Raw genomic sequence first — 17,414 nt, forward strand, 5'->3', positions numbered from 1 at the left:
TCGAGCATGAATAAAACCTCACACACTGGGATAATTATAAACATGCCAGATTCCATCCCGCTTCCTTCGTCACAGGGCGTGTTATGGCCTTTAAAAAAAATTTATAAACAGATGAAATCAATAGGCTTATGGTGGGGTATAATGATCATCTTTTCCGGACCGGTATTGGCTCAAAGTTATGGAACCTCCGGAGGGCTGAGATTAGGGAGCAATAAGCACTACCGAACCTTGGGCGTAAGTGTACAACAGCGGGTTTTAAAGGATATTACACTGGAAGGCATAATCCAGTCAGATTTTAGCAATAACCACACCGCCCACCTCTTGGTAGAAAAGCATTCACGCATCATATCGAAACGATTTAATTATTACTATGGAGCAGGGATGTCCATAGGCTCTGAAGAAAGTCTGGTGAAAAATCATGAAACCCGGGAAATCACCCGTACCTATGGCAATGGAACACTAAACGCTGACCTGATCATTGGAATAGAGATGACCATGCTCAGTACAAATTTCAGCCTGGATTATAAGCCCAGTGTAAACATAATCGGTAATAGGAGGCCTTGGTATGCGGGTCAGATAGGCATTTCTGCACGCCATGTATTCGTCAAAAGTGCCGTACAAAAACGGAACCAAAGGAAGAAAAAAAGAAATAAACGAAGAGGAAAAGCTCCGTTTTTTGAAAATATAAGAGATAAATTCAGGGGTTATTAAATACAGGCCTATGATTCATTTACTTCCGTGTAATACATACCACATCAAGATGCCCCCTTATCTTCTCGATAATATCAATGAATCGACTATGTGGATCACTCCATTAGACGCCCCTATATCTAGGGTGGTAATGGTGGCACCATTTATCATGATCTGATTTCCTTTATTCCTCACATTTAGATTGCTATCACCCAGAGATTTTAAAGTTTGCCCATCTGAAAGATCTGCAGCTGTAATTTTACCTGGCACGATATGATGATTTAATATTTCTTTTAACCTCTGCCTGTTTCCAGGCTGCATCAGTTCCTGTAAGGTACCTGAAGGTAGTTTATCGAAGGCTCCGTTAGAAGGTGCAAATAGAGTAAATGGTCCATCCTCCTGAAGGGTACCGGCGAGTTCCCCTGCCTGAAGCGCTTTTACCAATGTTGATAAAAATTCTGTCTGGACCGCGATGTCCATTAAAGTATTTTCATCAGGCAAACTTTTCTTTTCATTTACCGGATCAAATGTAGTATATCCCGAAATCGCTGTGAACAAGAACAGCAGGCATATATTAAAATATTTTTTCATATACATGTTAACACTGATTTTCTATAACCGACTATTTAGAAATTTGTTGGCATTATTTTACAATCACCGTATAATTTTTATGCCATAAAACTTTTTACTGGTTTAATATTTTGAACATATAAAATGCTTTAAGGCACTTATTTTAAAATGAGAAGAAAAAATCTTACCATGGTATCATTCATTGGTTATTTAAAGAATAATTTGTACATTATTTGATGGTTAACGCATAATATTAATTATCTAATGATGTACTTATGAAAAACATTAAGTTTGGAAACACTTCTCTTCTGAAAGCAAATGTAGGTGAGGAAGAAAGAATTATATCAGTGATCGCCGGTTCTTTTATGCTATATAAAGGGATACTTAAAAGAAGGAGCCTCATAGAAGGACTTGCCGGAACTTATCTCTTATTTAGAGGAATAAGCGGTTACTGTCCTGGCTACGAGGCATTAGGCAAAAATAATCTGGCGGAAGAAAATCATCATATTTCGCTCAAAACTACTTTAACCATCCAAAAGTCTGCAAAGGAAATATATGAGTTCTGGAGAAAGCTTGAAAATTTACCTTTATTTATGGGACATCTTGAAAGTGTAAAGGTACTTGATGATATTCATTCAGAATGGAAGGCCAAACTTCCAGGTGGAATAGGCAACCTCACCTGGAAGAGTGAAATAGTTAAAGATATACCCAATCACCACATAGGATGGCATTCATTGGCTGATGCACCTATAGAAAACAAGGGTAATATCAAATTTATAGATTTAGGGAACGGACAAACCGATGCACATATAGCGATTTCCTATATCGTACCGGGAGGAATAGTAGGCAAAAGCATCGGTAAATTATTCCATCCTCTTTTTGAAGAGATCGTAAAGGAGGATATAGAAAACCTCAAGTTTTTTCTAGAAGCAGATATTAAATAAGTACCTAATAATTATAAGGAGAGCATTTGTTCTCCTTATAATTATATGAAATAGGATCATGGGCTATAATATATAATGCTATAATTTATAAGCCAATAGACCGATGACTGGAAAAACTTCAAAACCGGTAAACAGCTGCATTGATATTCATCCCAGCGCCAACCGAGGCAAATACTATGGTATCTCCATCATTGATCCGGTGTGGGTTTAGATCATCTTTGAGGATCAGATCAAGCAGTGTGGGTACGGTGGCTACGGAAGAATTACCCAACCATGATATTGTCATCGGCATAATATCCTCAGGCATATCCTCGTCCTCATAAAGTCCATAAAGCCTTTTTAAAATTTCATCATCCATTTTTCCATTGGCTTGATGAATCAGGACTTTTTTAACCTCGCCTATGGGTACTCCGGCTTTATCCAGACAGGCTTTAATAGCATTCGGAACGGTTTCCAAAGCATATTGATACAGTTTGCGCCCATTCATTTTGAGATACTGCCCACCGCATACCGCACTGGTATTGTAAGAATCACCCATATAAAGCATCTTTGAATACAATATAGTATCAGACCTGCTATTATGAGCCAAAATACCCATGGGCGTATTATTTTCTATGCCCTCTAAAATAACCGCTCCTGCACCATCTGCATAGATCATACTATCGCGGTCATGGGGGTCACAGACCCTGGAAAGCACCTCTGCCCCTATTACCATGACCCTTTTGGCATCTCCTGATTTGATATAGTAATCCGCCTGGATCATTCCTTGAAGCCATCCCGGACAGCCAAATGGAAGATCATAAGCTACAGTATAGGGATTCTCTATGCCCAGTTTATATTTTACTCGAGCTGCCAAACTCGGAACTATATCAAGCTCTCTGTTTCCATCTTTAATATCACCGAAGTTATGCGCTACTATAATATAGTCAAGTGACTCCTTATCCACACCTGATGATGTCAAAGCATTTTCTGCTGCAAAATATCCAATGTCTGAAGTCACTAGATCATCTGTCACATATCTCCTTTCGGTTATGGTGGTAATAGCCTGAAACTTTTCTATTATTTCCTGGTTAGGCTTGGTAATTTTTACCCCACTGGCATCGTAGAATTCACTGTCCAGAAAATCTTCATTTTTGATTATACGGGTTGGTATGTATCTTCCTGTACCCTTAATTATACTATATAACTTTTTACCCATAACGTCCCTTCTCTAAGGTGAGAAAACCTACATATTTATCTAATTCTTATAAATTTCAATCTATAGATTAAAATGTTGATATCCATGAGATTTTTTGAGAAGATAGGGAAAAAACAAACTTTATAATTAAAAAATTACCAATTATATTAAAATAGTGATAATAATCATCTAATCTACTTCTCCTGTTTTAAAGAAAAACAAGTTGGCTTTTAAAATAACAAATATCATAAATAACATGCATAAGGGATAGATGTACATCATATCCTTACCTTGACTATATTGAATATAATTTTGGGCATTTCCAAAAATCATTTATCAGTTTAATAGATGCAAGTCTCGCCCGGATTTATTTTAAAATGGATTATTATTCGCTTCAAAATAAAATTTAGCACAGCGTCAGGTAGCAATTTCTTTTAGCATACCCTTAAATATAAACCCATGAAAAGGTAAGACAGAATACCAGTACATTCTGCCCAACAATCCCAAAGGCCTAAAAGTGGCCGTTTGATAGATCATGTTGTTTTTGATTTCAAACTGAAGCCATGCCTCTCCTGGAAGTTTCATTTCTGCGTATAACAGAAGTTTTTTCTCATCCTTATTGGCATATAACACTCTCCAAAAATCAAGTGATTCGCCTGCATATATCATGGTAGCATTTTTTCTTCCTCTTCGCAATCCTACTCCTCCCACCATTTTGTCCATAAACCCCCTGATTCTCCAGAGCCAATTCGAATAATACCATCCCGTAACTCCTCCTATAGACCATATTTTGTCCAGCGCTTTTTCCACATTTTTTACTTCACGGATACGTTTATCTACATAACAGCCGTAAGTCGGTACATCCAGTAATTTATGGATACCAGGGTGAAGGTTTTTTCTTGACAAAGCATCTTTCCAACTGGAAATAACACCTTCATTTTGAATTCTATGAAAGGCTGCTTCTATAGCCTCTTCATATGAAAGAAGGTTTATATCCAGCATATTGCCGAGATCATTAGGTTCGCATATTACCTCCACGCTCATGCTTTTTACCAACTGGGAAGCCAACGGGTAGGAGACGGAGGTTACGAAATATAACCAATAGGAAGATAATTTGGGGGTCATCACCGGCACTGTAACTATGGTTCTATTTAGCTTTCTAGCTTTCGCATATCCCATGAGCATCTGTTTATAGGTTAAGATTTCCGGTCCTCCTATATCGAAATTTTTATCATAAGCTTTCTCAAAACCCAATACTCCTTTCAGGAATTCTACCACATTCCTTATTGCTATAGGCTGTGAGCGGGTATTGAGCCATTTGGGAGCCACCATGACGGGCAGCTTCTCTACCAGGTCTCTGATGATTTCAAATGAAGCACTACCCGATCCAAGTATGATAGCAGCTCTAAGTGTAGTGGTATGAAAACTACCGGATGAAAGTATCTCCTCCACCAGCTTTCTTGACTTGAGGTGTTTGGAAAGCTTCTCATCATTGATTATTCCGCTCAGATATATGACTTGCCTGACCTGGGTCTTCTGGATCTGATTTACAAAATTTTCAGCAGATCTTTTTTCCATATTGGCATAATCACCACGCGTGGTAGACATGGAATGGATCAGATAATAGGCAGCTTCTATATCAGTAGGTATATTATCAAGCGTATCCTCTTTAAGAAAATCTACCTGTATTACAGTAAGTTTTTTGGATTCATATTTGGTTACATCAAATCTGTTTACATCCCTGACACAGCATACCACTTCATGCCCTTCGCTAAGCAGTACGGGAAGTAATCTCTGTCCGATATATCCTGTAGTACCTGTCAATAATATCTTCATAATATGTAGTTTTCCAATTCATAACTTACTGAACAGGGCCTAAACCATGTAAGTCGCTCACTTGTTTAAGCAGTATAATCCGGTGAAATGGAAGTTTAATAACAAATGAAGTATGATTAACAATTTCTGATTTGATCTGTTTATATTTTTTAGCAAAGGCAAACTCTATCATATGGACATTAATAATCCCTCAGAACTGGTATTGGGGAAAATAGAAGAATGGATAAGGACAGCAATCGTGATGCTCCCAAATATTGTAACCGCTATTGTTATTGTCATTGTAGGTTACTTGATTGCAAAGCTAGCCAGAAAACTTATCGGTAAAGGCATGAAGAGGGTAACAGGACATGATGCCCTACTTTCCTTAATCACCACTACTGTATATACAGCCATAATACTGGTTTTTTGTTTTCTTGCCCTAGGGGTACTAAATTTAGATAGGACAGTAACCACCTTATTGGCTGGGGCGGGTATTATAGGTTTGGCACTAGGTTTTGCTTTTCAGGATATCATGGCAAATTTTATGTCCGGTGTTATCATGGCTATAAGAAAACCTTTTAAAGAAGGCGATCTAATTCAAAGTGAAGATAATAAAGGTGTAGTGGTAAGGTTAAACTTACGGGCTACTATTTTAAGGTCACTCCAGGGACAGATTTTGATCGTTCCCAATAAGGATGTTTTTGAAAACACCATTACCAACTATAACACATTGGGCAGAAGAAGAATAGATCTGGAATGTGGGGTGTCTTATGGTGATGATTTAGAAAAAGTAAAGAAATTGACTTTGGAGGCAGTAAAAAGCATTAAAACTGTCCTTCAAGATCAGGATATATCACTCTATTTTACAGAGTTTGGTGATAGTTCTATCAATTTTGTGGTAAGATTTTGGGTGAGTTTTAAAAAGCAACCGGATTATCTGGGCGCTAAAAGCGAAGCCATAATGGCCATTAAAAAAATATATGATGAAAATGATATTATGATTCCTTTTCCAATCAGAACTTTGGATTTTGGAATTAAAGGTGGTGAGAAGCTGCATGAAGTATGGCCAAAGCAAATGGGAGCAAATGAAGATCCGTCTTAACAATAATTTTAAAGCAAAATATACATTAGAATTACGGAATGATTCATTCCCGCAGACCGGTGGAATGTATTATATAATATAAACTATTGGGTCTACTCATGATTAAACTGTAGATAACACGGCATAACTTTAATCACCTATTCTAAAAATAGCACTTAAAGATTATTAAACATTAAATTTTGGCACTGTTTTATATATAGTAGTAAAAGTAATATATTACATTAAAACTATTAGTGATTTTTACCAGTGCCTATTTTATGACAAATCAAACCATCATCGCCGCAGATGGGATATTATCTACCATCGGCCATACACCATTAGTGCATCTTAAAAAGTTGTTTCCACATTTTGATGGAATGATTTACGGAAAATTAGAAGCTTTTAATCCAGCAGGCAGCATAAAAGACCGGACAGCCCATCATATTATCCAAAAAGGTGTATCTCAGGGTAAAATCAATGGAGGTACTACCATCATTGAAAGTACTTCCGGTAATATGGGGATCGGTCTCGCCCAATGCTGCCTAAGTCTTGGGCTAAAGCTCAAATTGGTGGTAGACCCGTATATCAATGCACAGGCTGAAAAAATACTCAAAGCCTATGGTGCAGAAATAGTTAAGGTCACAGATCCAGATGATACCGGAGGATATCTGAATGCAAGAATTAATAAGGTAGGAGAACTACTTGCCTCTACCAGAAATTCATTTTGGCCCAATCAATATGGGAGCCATCATAATCCGGAAGCCCATCATCAGACGATGGAAGAAATATTAGATGAGCTCTATGGCAATTTGGACTATATATTTATAGCAACCAGTACCTGTGGTACGCTTATGGGATGCGCAGAAAAAATATATGAAGGCGGCTATAAAACGAAAATCATTCCCGTGGATTCAGAAGGAAGTATCATATTTGGGGGCACGGCTTCCAAGAGGCTTATCCCAGGATTTGGCGCCGGGCGACCTTCTCAGTTTTTGAATACACATTTAGTAGAAAAGCCTATGCTCATCAATGAACCTGACAGTATAAAAGGCGCAAGAATGCTATTGAAGAGAGAAGCCATATTGGCTGGAGGATCTTCTGGTGCAGTGGTGATGGCAATACAGAAAATGTTGCCACATATCTCACCCGATGCTACCATAGCCTGCATTATATGTGACCGAGGGGAAAGATACCTGGACACTATATATTCTGATACATGGGTGGAAGAAAATTATGGAAAGGAAACTTTAGATTTTATTTCTATGCCAGATAATCCGATATTATCATGATATGGACGATTAAAAATTTGAATTTAACTTCATGTCATGAATGGCTCAAAACCCATACATTGCAGCCCTCCACTAATCAACATGACCATCATACAAAAATAGCCATTATAGGTGGCGGACCTAAAGGAATGTATGGATTGGAAAGGTTATTGGCATCGCTTCAAGATTCAGATGCAAATGAACTTCTAGAGATAGATTTTTATAATGAAAATGAACATTTTGGTGCAGGCAATAATTATAGGATAGACCAACCCGAATACCTGCTCATAAATTATTCAATTGGCAATATCAACATGTGGATAGATGAGCAGCCACTTTCAAATGCTAAGCATACCTTATCGTTACTGGATTGGATTAATTATTATAAGAAGGACAATGAACGAAAGGCAGAAGAAGTACATTACGCCTCCAGAGCATTGGTGGGACTGTATCTACAGTATGGATTAGCTGAGATGCTGAAGAATCTTCCCTCCCATGTACTGGTGAAACTGATAATAGGCAGCGTCAGCGATATATTAGATCAGAATGATCAATATTTTCTTACACTAAAGGATGGAATGGTAACCCAAGCTTATGATCAGTTATTATTGGCTACTGGACATTCCCAAATATTTAATACTGAGTACGAACAAGCCTGCTTATCTTTAGCTGAAGCTCATCCCGGAACCTATTTTATTCCACATGCCTATCCGGTAAATCCTACGCTTACCGAACTTCCCCCTAACCTGAAGGTTGCCATAAAAGGAATGGGACTTACTTTCGTAGATGCTGCCCTGGCTTTAACGGAAGGAAAAGGAGGAAAATTCATAGACCGGGAGGGTCATTTAAATTATGAAAGGTCAGGAAGAGAACCTCAAATATATGCATTTTCAAGAGGGGGACTGCCTATGCTGCCTAGAGGACCATTAAGCAAAACTACCCGGTACCAGACCAAGTACTTTACTGCAGGTTTTGTAGAAAAAATGAGGCTTCGCTACCCAAAAGGTACCTTAAATTTTGAAACTGAACTATTGCCAGTCATAAAACAGGAATATCAATATGCCTACTACAGCACCTGGATGAAAAAGTACGGCTATAAATGCGGGGATAGCGCTAGTTTCAAATCATTTGAAAGTGATATATCATCATTTAGGCTACAATATCAGGAAATTCCTGCTTTTAATTTGGATGATTTTTTATCTCCGCTTAGGGGTATTCGCTTTGCAAATAAGGAATCCTACCATCAGTATGTCATAGACTATCTAGAACAGGCTATAAAGGAAGCTGAAATCGGGGAACAAAATAGCCCAATGATGGCTGCCGTAGCGGTTTGGAGGGAGATTACCCCATTAATAAGTTCACTGTATGAATTTGGCGGATTTACTCCAGCCTCACAAAAGGTCTTCGAAGAGCTCTATTACAGTAGATTCAGTAGAGTAACTTTCGGACCTCCTATCGCGAATATCAAAAAAATAGTGGCATTAGCAAAAGCATCTATTTTGAACTTTTCCTTAGGTCCATCTCCCATTGTATCTTGTGATGAGGAATCCGGTAAGTTTCATCTCAAAAGTAGCCACCCACCTTTTGAAATTAAAGTAGATGGTTTAGTAGATGCCCGCATAGCCAAGCCTAATCTAAATAACGGCACTCCTGAAGTTTATCAAAACCTGTTAAGTAGAGATATGGCTGTCCCCTTTATCAACCAGGGATATATACCTGGATGTATCCATATATCGCAGAAAGGATACCTCATTAGTTCCGATGGTACTATCAATAATAAAATCGCTTTGACAGGTACCCCTACAGAAGGAGTTACTTTGGATAATGATACATTATCAAGAACCAGAAATAACTTTGTCAGTGAATGGGCTTACTTAACTGTTCAAAAACTCCAACAGCGCACTGCATATATTACAAAATAATTATCTTTTACAAATGACATTACCATTACTCACTCCCATAAAACATCAGTGGATCAAGTCCTTCACTAAAAAAAGCGATCAGATTAAAGAACTAATAGAGCGCTATCATTCACCGATAAATGTGCACCATATGGCACCTTTTGAAGAAAATTATAAGGAGTTTTCGGATGTCTTTAATCAATATGATTTAGCCCATAAAATTTATTTTGCAAGAAAAGCCAATAAATCAATAGCCTTTGTCAAAGAGGCAAAACGTCTGGATTTCGGTGTGGATACAGCTAGTTTTAAAGAGCTCTCACAATGTTTGGAAGTGGGTATTCCTTCTGAAAATATTGCTCTGACCGCTGCAGTTAAAGAAGAGCGTTTGGTGAGGCTGGCTATAGAGAACAAAGTACCTATTGTCATAGATAATTTAGATGAATGCGCACTGGTACAACAAGTAGCAGAACAGCTAAATAAGAAGGTAAAAGTGGGCATAAGGATAGGTGGTTTTCTTTATGAAGGAAAGCCACTTTATTCCAGATTCGGATTTCCTCCAAATGAAGTCGTAAGGATGATTTCAGAAAATTTGGGATCAAGAGGAAAATTCAACCATTTGGAATTCTCAGGATTTCATTTCCATCTAAACGGGTATTCACCTTCACAAAGGGCAGAAGCCATCATCCAAACATTAACCTGTGTAGATGAGTTAAAATCATTAAATATCCCAACTCAATTCATAGATATCGGCGGCGGTTTTCTCATTAATTATCTGGAAGATGAAAACCAATGGAATCACTTTCATGAGCAACTGAGAAAAGCGATAAAAGGTGAGCGTGAAGAGGTTACTTTTAGAAATGACAGTCTTGGATACCAACTTATAGATGGCAATTTATATGGAGACGCCAAAGTTTATCCTTACTATAATGATAAGCCTAGAGCAAAGTTTTTAAAAGAAATACTAATCTATCAAGATGAATATGGTACACCCGTACATTCACTCTTAAAAAATCATAATATCGAAGTCAGAATAGAACCAGGCCGTTCTTTATTGGACCAAACAGGCATTACCTGTGCGAGAGTGGCCTTCAGAAAAATAGATATAGCAGGCAATTTGCTGATAGGACTGGAAATGAACAGAACCCAGATGTTCAGTTCCAGCTTGGATTTTCTGCTTGACCCTATCGTGCTGCACCAATCATCTGATTCGGCTTCTGAGCATGTATCAGGATATTTAGTGGGTGCTTATTGTTTAGAACAAGAGCTGATTTTAAAAAGGAAAATCGCTTTTAAACAAAAACCGCAGATTGGTGATATCGTATGTTTTGTCAATACAGCCGGATACATGATGCACTTCTATGAATCAGAGGCCCATCTATTTGATTTAGCCAAAAATCTGGTAGCGGTATCAAATCTCGATGAATTTATAGTTAAGCCTGATGAGGAATAAAAAAACCTCTCCATAAAATTCAGGAGAGGTCAGTTACTTATTTTAATCTGGGAAACCCATATATGCACTTATAAATTATTATTTAAGCTCATCATCAATGCATAGCTCTAAACCCTGGTTCATAGATTACCCTGACAAATGATTGGAGCCCTCTTATATCTTTATTGATCGGTACACCGGTCACAATGCCGATCATTAAATTTTCGGCCAAGGCAACTCTCATCTGAGGACGGATCACCGTCTGCAGTCTTCTATCCATTAATTCTTTATTAACCTCTATACCTATAAAGTTTCGCGTACCGGTCACCATATAGTGAAAGTTAGTATTGATTTCATAGACGGCTTCCCAATGATGGCCAAACTCCTGTATGATTCTCGGACCTGTATAAATTAAAGTGTGGTAGTTCATCCCCCATCTTTTGGCAGCCACAAAAAAAGGATTATAAATATTCCCTCTCAAAAGGTTTTCTTCTCCCATTCTATTAAGGTCTGTAAGCTCAAACTCATGAATATATCCTAGAGCTAAAGAAGTACTGTATTTTTCAGATACCAAAAAAGTCCATTGTGTGGCTAACTTGAGGCTTTCCAGCCTATTAGAGGGACGGATATATCCTTCCCCAGGATCAAATTGACCATAAATCGTCAAAGGCAATTCTACTTCAAAACCCAACCTATCTATAGGAGCCCATTCATATTCTACTAATGCTTCATATTCATTAAAATTCTGTCCCCCTTTCATTCCAAGGCCGACATTCCATTCCTTTTCCCCTTTTCTAGCTCCCAAATCTCTGATAAGATCAATATACAGGGGTTCAGCATGTAATACCTTAGGTTTTTGGCCCATCTTTATCTCTACCTCATTAATAAAAATACTGTCTAGGTACACATTTGGAATTGTATCACGCTCTACCTGTGAATAGGCACAAACAGGTAGGATAATAAAAAGAAATAATATAAAATTTTTCATTGTCTTATTAAATTTTGTCGCAAATATATAAAATGCAATAAGTAAAACTATATTATAAATTTTTAATTAACAGATTTTACCATATGCTATTCCCATATTTTAACAAAAAAATAAAACAAATCTATTACACAAAGCTTTTATCGACCATGAAAGGGATCAAAAAGCAATACCTACCTGACAAAGTCTGCCCTAAATGTAAGTTCAGCTTTAGCTGGCGCAGGAAATGGGCAAAAGACTGGGAGCAGGTTATCTATTGCAGCCAAAAGTGTAGGAAAGAAAAATCCAAAGCTATTTCAAAAAACAGCTTAGCATAAAACAGCGTAAAATGCGTACTTCCATAATATGGTTTAAAACCGACTTGCGGTTATATGATAATGAAACCCTATACAGGGCACAAGAACAAAGTGATGAAATCATACCTGTATATTGTCTGGATGATGCTCATTTCATAAAAACCGAATTTGGCTTTCAGAAAACAGGAACATATCGGGCCAAATTTCTTTTAGCATGTCTATTAGATCTGGATAAAAGACTTAGAAATATAGGATCCGGTCTGATCGTAGTGAAAGGAAAGCCTGAAGAGGAAATTCCAAAAATAGCAAAAGCTTACAATGCACAGAGGGTCTATGCTAAAAAAGAGGTAGCATATGAAGAAAAAAAAGCAGCCGAAAAAGTTGAGAAAGCATTATGGGAAATAAAATGTTCACTGGAGGTATATAGTACCAGTACACTGTACCATGCTCAGGATTTACCTTTTCCTATCAATGAGATACCTGATATTTTCACAAATTTTAGAAAACAGGTAGAATCAGATTCCTTTATACGACCAGTATTTCCGTCGCCTGCTCATTTAGATTCTCCACCCATCCCTGATTTGGTGCTTCCTCTATTAGGTGATTTAGGTTTGGAAGATGCCAAGGTAGATAAGAGACAGGCCATGGATTTTAAGGGCGGGGAAAGTGAAGCAGTGTTGAGGATGCAGCAATATTTTTTTGAAAGAAAAGCAATATCCTCTTATAAACAAACCAGAAACGGCATGATAGGAGACCTATATTCCACAAAATTTTCACCCTACTTATCTGCAGGCTGCCTATCTCCAAGGGGAATATACCATCAATTAAAAATATATGAAGAACAGTACGGTGCAAATGATTCTACCTATTGGCTAGTTTTTGAATTAATGTGGAGGGACTATTTCCGGTTTATGATGAAAAAATACCATAATAGATTTTTCCAACAGAACGGCATTAAATCCAAAGATCATCATATCGCCTCCCATAATCAGGAACTTTTAGAAACATGGATAAACGGAAAAACAGGAGATGATTTTGTGGATGCCAATATGTTGGAGCTAAAACTTTCCGGTTATATGAGCAATCGAGGCAGACAAAATGTGGCCAGCTATCTGGTCCATGACCTGAATCTGGACTGGCGATATGGTGCTGCCTACTTTGAGCAGCAGCTAGTAGACTATGATGTATGCAGCAACTGGGGCAACTGGGCCTATCAGGCCGGTGTAGGCAATGATCCGAGGGGAAAGCGAAAATTCAATACACAAAAGCAAGCGGAAGAGTATGATTCAGAAGGAAAATACAGAAAATTATGGTTGAAGAAAAGATAAGAGGTCAATTTTACGCAGTGAAACATTCAATTTACGGCAGAACTGAGAAGTCCATTCAACCGACTTTTTCAGAAAGCGACATGGATCGAATCATAGAGATGGCATGGGAAGACAGGACACCATTTGATGCCATAACTTACCAGTGTGGACTCAAAGAGGAGGAAGTAAAGGCCCTGATGAAAAAAAGCCTGAAGTTCAGCAGCTATAAAAGATGGCGTAAAAGAGTGGAAAGCTGCCGCACCAAACATTTAAAAACTCGATCTGTAAGTATTGGAAGATTTAAAAGTAAAGCCCAAAAGCACATTACGGGAAATAGGATCAGTAAGAGCAGCTATTAATTTAAAAAAGAAAGGATAGCAGCGTTGCTACAATTGATAAGCGGAGATGTTCATTATATTTACAATTCTTACCTTTCATCTAAAGAGCATGACTAATATAGTAGGAACATAAAAATTAAATGAAAAAAATCCTGCCGATCATCGTATCATCCCAGTTTTTATGTACCTCTCTTTGGTTTGCGGGCAATTCAGTGGCTTCGGATATAGTTCGTGATCTGCATCTTGCACCTGGATTTCTTGCTCATCTGACGAGCGCGGTTCAATTCGGATTTATTGTGGGGACATTCATTTTTGCTTTATTGACCATTGCCGACCGGTTTTCTCCTTCTGCCGTTTTCTTTTACAGTGCCTTACTTGCAGCTGCATCTAATCTGGGGATAGTGATAGAAGGGCTACAGGAAATTCACTTGCTCGGATTTAGGTTTTTTACAGGCTTCTTCCTGGCAGGCATTTACCCTGTGGGTATGAAAATCGCCTCTGATTATTTTGATAAGGGATTAGGTAAATCTCTTGGATACCTAGTGGGGGCATTGGTGTTGGGGACGTCATTTCCCCATCTTCTGAAAACTTTTTCAGGGGATCTACCTTGGGCATATGTCATCTATGCTACCACAGTACTATCAGTGCTCGGGGGCTTATTGATATATCTTTTCGTCCCGGACGGTCCATATAGAAGGAGCATGCAAAAGCTCAAATTTAAAGCTGTGACAAAGGGATTTGAGAACAGTAATTTGCGTGCTGCGGTGCTGGGCTACTTCGGCCATATGTGGGAGCTTTACGCTTTCTGGGCCTTCATTCCTATAATGCTGGCTAATTATAACGCATGGATGCCTTCTGCAAATTTAAATATAGCATTTCTGTCCTTCCTGATCATAGCTGCTGGAGCTCTTTCCTGTGCTGTTGGAGGAATTATATCCCAATATGCCGGTCCTAGCAAAGTAGCTTTCACTGCGTTATTACTTTCAGGTATATGCTGTCTAATGTCTCCCTTCTTTATGCTAAGCAGTTCCTCCAGCTTACTGGTCGCCTTCCTTTTTTTCTGGGGAATGGTAGTGACAGCCGACTCTCCGCAGTTTTCAGCACTGGTGGCACAGCACTCTAAAGAAACCTCCAGGGGTACCAACCTCACTTTAGTCAACTGCTTGGGCTTTTCTAGTACTATAGTGAGCATACAGCTGCTTAATTTTTTATCTACCATCATCAGTCCACAGTACCTGTATCTGTTCTTAGGAGTCGGACCACTTATAGGGACAATAGCTATGTATTTAGAGAGAAAGCCTATCATGATAAGGTAATGGTAGCTGGCAATTAGTATCCCAGAGTATGTAGAACATATGCCCAGAAGTCAAAAACTATTATATGCAATATGACTCAGTATTTTAAATCATTGCTTTTTAATAACCAGTACTTTATCCTTATTACTGCTGATATTGCATACTCTTGATTAATCACCCTCTATTCCTCCACTTTCCAGAAATTAAAAACCTTACCTTTACATCATGGAAAAGAGCATAGAAGAATCAAACAGGTTGTATATAAAGCATCTGGGCATTGAAGCATTCAATGAGATGCAGCAGGAGGTCATTGAAAAATCAGCTGGCCAAGCCAACCTGATGCTTTTAGCTCCTACCGGATCAGGAAAAACCCTAGCATTTTTGGTTCCCCTGACAAACAAGCTCCAAAAAGATGCAAAAGGAATCCAGGCGATGATCATCGCCCCTTCCCGTGAACTTTGTATACAGATAGAGCAGGTTTTCAAATCTATGAAAACAAGTTTTAAAGTCAGTACCTGCTATGGTGGGCATTCATCTAAAATAGAACAGCAAAGTTTAAGTGAATCACCGGCTGTCATCATCGGCACACCGGGTAGGCTTCAGGACCATATCATAAGGGAATCCTTTGATGCCAAAACCATAAAGACAGTGGTTTTGGACGAATTTGACAAGTCCTTGCAACTGGGCTTCCATGACCAGCTGCAGACCATCTTCAGATCATTCAACGGCAAACAGCAGCACTTGCTCACCTCTGCCACCAAGTTGGAAAAATGGCCGGGATTTTTGCCTTTTCAGCACCCATTGACGTTGGATTTTCTCAAAAATGAAGTCCATTCCAAATTAAAGCTTCGAGTGGTCCATACCGACAGCATAGAAAAAGCAGAAACGCTCATGAGGTTGGTAGCAGGTTTTGACAATGATGTCAGTCTTGTTTTTTGCAACCATAGGGATGCCGTGGAGCGGATAAGTGCTTTATTCACGGACCATGAATTTGCCCACGGCACCTTGCATGGAGGGATGGAACAGATAGACAGGGAAAAGAACCTCATCAAATTCCGGGGCGGAGCATGTAATGTCCTGATCGCTACTGATCTAGCTTCCCGCGGCCTGGACATTCCTGAGATAAAACATGTAGTTCACTACCAACTACCGCCCAAAGAAGATGCTTTTATCCACCGCAATGGCCGGACAGCCAGGATGCATGCAGAAGGCCAGGCCTATCTGGTGCTGGCCCATGATGAAAATATCCCTGAATACATCGACAAAGATATAGAAGACCTGAACATCCCTGATAAATTAAAACTTCCCGCACCCCCTGAATATACCTGCATATATATCAGTGTCGGCAAAAAAGATAAGATCAGCAAAGGGGATATCGTCGGGTATTTTTCGAAAAAGGGAGAACTCAGCAGTGGGGATATCGGTCATATTACTTTACTTGACTTTGCTTCTTATGTTTCTGTAAAAAAAGGGAAGGTAAATAAGCTTCTTTCAAAATTAAAGAATGAAAAATTAAAAAAAATGAAGGTAAAGATGGAGGAAGCAAATTAAAAAATCATAGTATTAGTGAGTCAGATATTAGATAAAGCCATTATGGAAATCCATGATGTAAGGACAAAATCAAAATGCTCGTAAATTAGGTTTAAACATTAATAGTCAACATTTTAGTTAATTCTTATAGAAAGCCCTAATAGAAGCTGCTGATATTTAAGTTCGCCCCCATTTACCACTTTTTCAAAATTAACGGACTGACCTCTAAATTCTCTTTCATACCTCAGATCCAAGCCTATCCTTCCCAGGTTTAGTCCTACACCGGCATGGTAGCCTGCATTGAACCTTTTAACATCAGGGCTATAATTAAAACCGGTCAGGTCATCCCTTAGCGTATAATGAAATGATGGACCGGCAAAAACACTTATGAGTGACCCGAATAAATTCAGCCCCACCAACAGTGGGGCATCCATACGCTGGGTGAGGTATTTATCCCCATCCACTAGGGTCTTCATTTGTCCATATACCAGTTCTGGCCTCAGATAAATAGGTCCAAGATTCAACTTTCCAAAAGCCCCGACATGAAAGCCTAAATTATTAAGCGGATCACCATAGACCATACCCGCTTCACGAAAAAAATTACCATTTGAATTGTAGTTCAGGCCAGCTTTTAGCCCATATCCTCCCTTACTTTGAGCCATAAGCTCCTGCAGGGAAAAAATGGTCATAAATAAAAGGACGGTTATAAATAGGGCGTTTTTCATAAGATCGGTTACCACAATCATCTATGGAATCTTTTAGATAAGGTAGGTCCTTGAATTTTATAG

The 17,414-nt window shown here is 38.6% G+C and carries 16 protein-coding genes; 11 read left to right on the plus strand and 5 right to left on the minus strand.

What is annotated here, in order from left to right; translation table 11 throughout:
* Nucleotides 1-111 precede the first annotated feature (111 nt).
* Complete coding sequence (locus EL17_RS12325) at nucleotides 112-711, plus strand: hypothetical protein (RefSeq protein ID WP_035074649.1); 600 nt, start codon at nucleotides 112-114, stop codon at nucleotides 709-711.
* 57 nt (nucleotides 712-768) lie between these two features.
* Here the strand turns inward: EL17_RS12325 and EL17_RS12330 are convergent, their stop codons facing one another.
* Nucleotides 769-1,281, minus strand: coding sequence for a fasciclin domain-containing protein (locus EL17_RS12330; RefSeq protein ID WP_035074651.1), 513 nt, complete (start codon nucleotides 1,279-1,281; stop codon nucleotides 769-771).
* A 254-nt stretch (nucleotides 1,282-1,535) separates the two neighbouring features.
* On the opposite strand from EL17_RS12330, the gene EL17_RS12335 reads away from it, so the two are divergent.
* Nucleotides 1,536-2,204, plus strand: a complete 669-nt coding sequence (locus EL17_RS12335) for a YgaP-like transmembrane domain (RefSeq protein ID WP_051719978.1) — start codon at nucleotides 1,536-1,538, stop codon at nucleotides 2,202-2,204.
* A gap of 118 nt (nucleotides 2,205-2,322) precedes the next feature.
* Here EL17_RS12335 and EL17_RS12340 read toward each other — a convergent pair whose 3' ends face one another.
* Together EL17_RS12340 and EL17_RS12345 are read right to left on the minus strand one after the other, a co-directional pair.
* Nucleotides 2,323-3,402, minus strand: coding sequence for a 3-oxoacyl-ACP synthase III family protein (locus EL17_RS12340; protein WP_035074383.1), 1,080 nt, complete (start codon nucleotides 3,400-3,402; stop codon nucleotides 2,323-2,325).
* A 396-nt stretch (nucleotides 3,403-3,798) separates the two neighbouring features.
* A complete protein-coding gene (locus tag EL17_RS12345; protein WP_035074385.1) occupies nucleotides 3,799-5,217 on the minus strand; it encodes an SDR family oxidoreductase in 1,419 nt (472 codons plus the stop codon).
* 172 nt (nucleotides 5,218-5,389) lie between these two features.
* On the opposite strand from EL17_RS12345, the gene EL17_RS12350 reads away from it, so the two are divergent.
* From EL17_RS12350 to EL17_RS12365, 4 genes are all read left to right on the plus strand, one after another.
* A complete protein-coding gene (locus tag EL17_RS12350; protein WP_035074387.1) occupies nucleotides 5,390-6,298 on the plus strand; it encodes a mechanosensitive ion channel family protein in 909 nt (302 codons plus the stop codon).
* A gap of 257 nt (nucleotides 6,299-6,555) precedes the next feature.
* Nucleotides 6,556-7,566 carry a 2,3-diaminopropionate biosynthesis protein SbnA gene (sbnA, locus tag EL17_RS12355; protein WP_035074388.1) on the plus strand — a complete coding sequence of 337 codons (1,011 nt, stop codon included), beginning with the start codon at nucleotides 6,556-6,558 and terminating at the stop codon, nucleotides 7,564-7,566.
* A 17-nt stretch (nucleotides 7,567-7,583) separates the two neighbouring features.
* A complete protein-coding gene (locus EL17_RS12360) occupies nucleotides 7,584-9,467 on the plus strand; it encodes an FAD/NAD(P)-binding protein (protein ID WP_164675078.1) in 1,884 nt (627 codons plus the stop codon).
* A 13-nt stretch (nucleotides 9,468-9,480) separates the two neighbouring features.
* Nucleotides 9,481-10,896, plus strand: coding sequence for a type III PLP-dependent enzyme domain-containing protein (locus tag EL17_RS12365; RefSeq protein ID WP_051719979.1), 1,416 nt, complete (start codon nucleotides 9,481-9,483; stop codon nucleotides 10,894-10,896).
* A 94-nt stretch (nucleotides 10,897-10,990) separates the two neighbouring features.
* Here the strand turns inward: EL17_RS12365 and EL17_RS12370 are convergent, their stop codons facing one another.
* On the minus strand, nucleotides 10,991-11,863 hold the full coding sequence (locus EL17_RS12370; protein ID WP_035074392.1) for an HAEPLYID family protein: 873 nt from the start codon (nucleotides 11,861-11,863) through the stop codon (nucleotides 10,991-10,993).
* A gap of 146 nt (nucleotides 11,864-12,009) precedes the next feature.
* Between EL17_RS12370 and EL17_RS12375 the strand changes: the two genes are divergently transcribed.
* From EL17_RS12375 to EL17_RS12395, 5 genes are all read left to right on the plus strand, one after another.
* Nucleotides 12,010-12,177, plus strand: coding sequence for a DUF2256 domain-containing protein (locus EL17_RS12375; RefSeq protein ID WP_084166211.1), 168 nt, complete (start codon nucleotides 12,010-12,012; stop codon nucleotides 12,175-12,177).
* Between the two features lie 11 nt (nucleotides 12,178-12,188).
* A complete protein-coding gene (locus tag EL17_RS12380) occupies nucleotides 12,189-13,484 on the plus strand; it encodes a DASH family cryptochrome (protein WP_035074396.1) in 1,296 nt (431 codons plus the stop codon).
* Nucleotides 13,466-13,822, plus strand: a complete 357-nt coding sequence (locus EL17_RS12385) for a TIGR03643 family protein (protein ID WP_084166212.1) — start codon at nucleotides 13,466-13,468, stop codon at nucleotides 13,820-13,822. The genes EL17_RS12380 and EL17_RS12385 overlap by 19 nt, the downstream gene beginning before the upstream one ends.
* A gap of 119 nt (nucleotides 13,823-13,941) precedes the next feature.
* Nucleotides 13,942-15,117 (plus strand): MFS transporter, encoded by a 1,176-nt coding sequence (locus tag EL17_RS12390; RefSeq protein WP_035074398.1) that lies wholly within the window; start codon nucleotides 13,942-13,944, stop codon nucleotides 15,115-15,117.
* A gap of 204 nt (nucleotides 15,118-15,321) precedes the next feature.
* Nucleotides 15,322-16,647 (plus strand): DEAD/DEAH box helicase, encoded by a 1,326-nt coding sequence (locus EL17_RS12395; RefSeq protein WP_035074400.1) that lies wholly within the window; start codon nucleotides 15,322-15,324, stop codon nucleotides 16,645-16,647.
* Between the two features lie 113 nt (nucleotides 16,648-16,760).
* On the opposite strand, the gene EL17_RS12400 is transcribed toward EL17_RS12395, so the two are convergent.
* Nucleotides 16,761-17,315, minus strand: coding sequence for an outer membrane beta-barrel protein (locus EL17_RS12400; protein ID WP_240485988.1), 555 nt, complete (start codon nucleotides 17,313-17,315; stop codon nucleotides 16,761-16,763).
* Nucleotides 17,316-17,414: the final 99 nt, after the last annotated feature.

This window comes from Anditalea andensis, from assembly GCF_000714815.1.
Classification (GTDB): Bacteria; Bacteroidota; Bacteroidia; order Cytophagales; family Cyclobacteriaceae; genus Anditalea; species Anditalea andensis.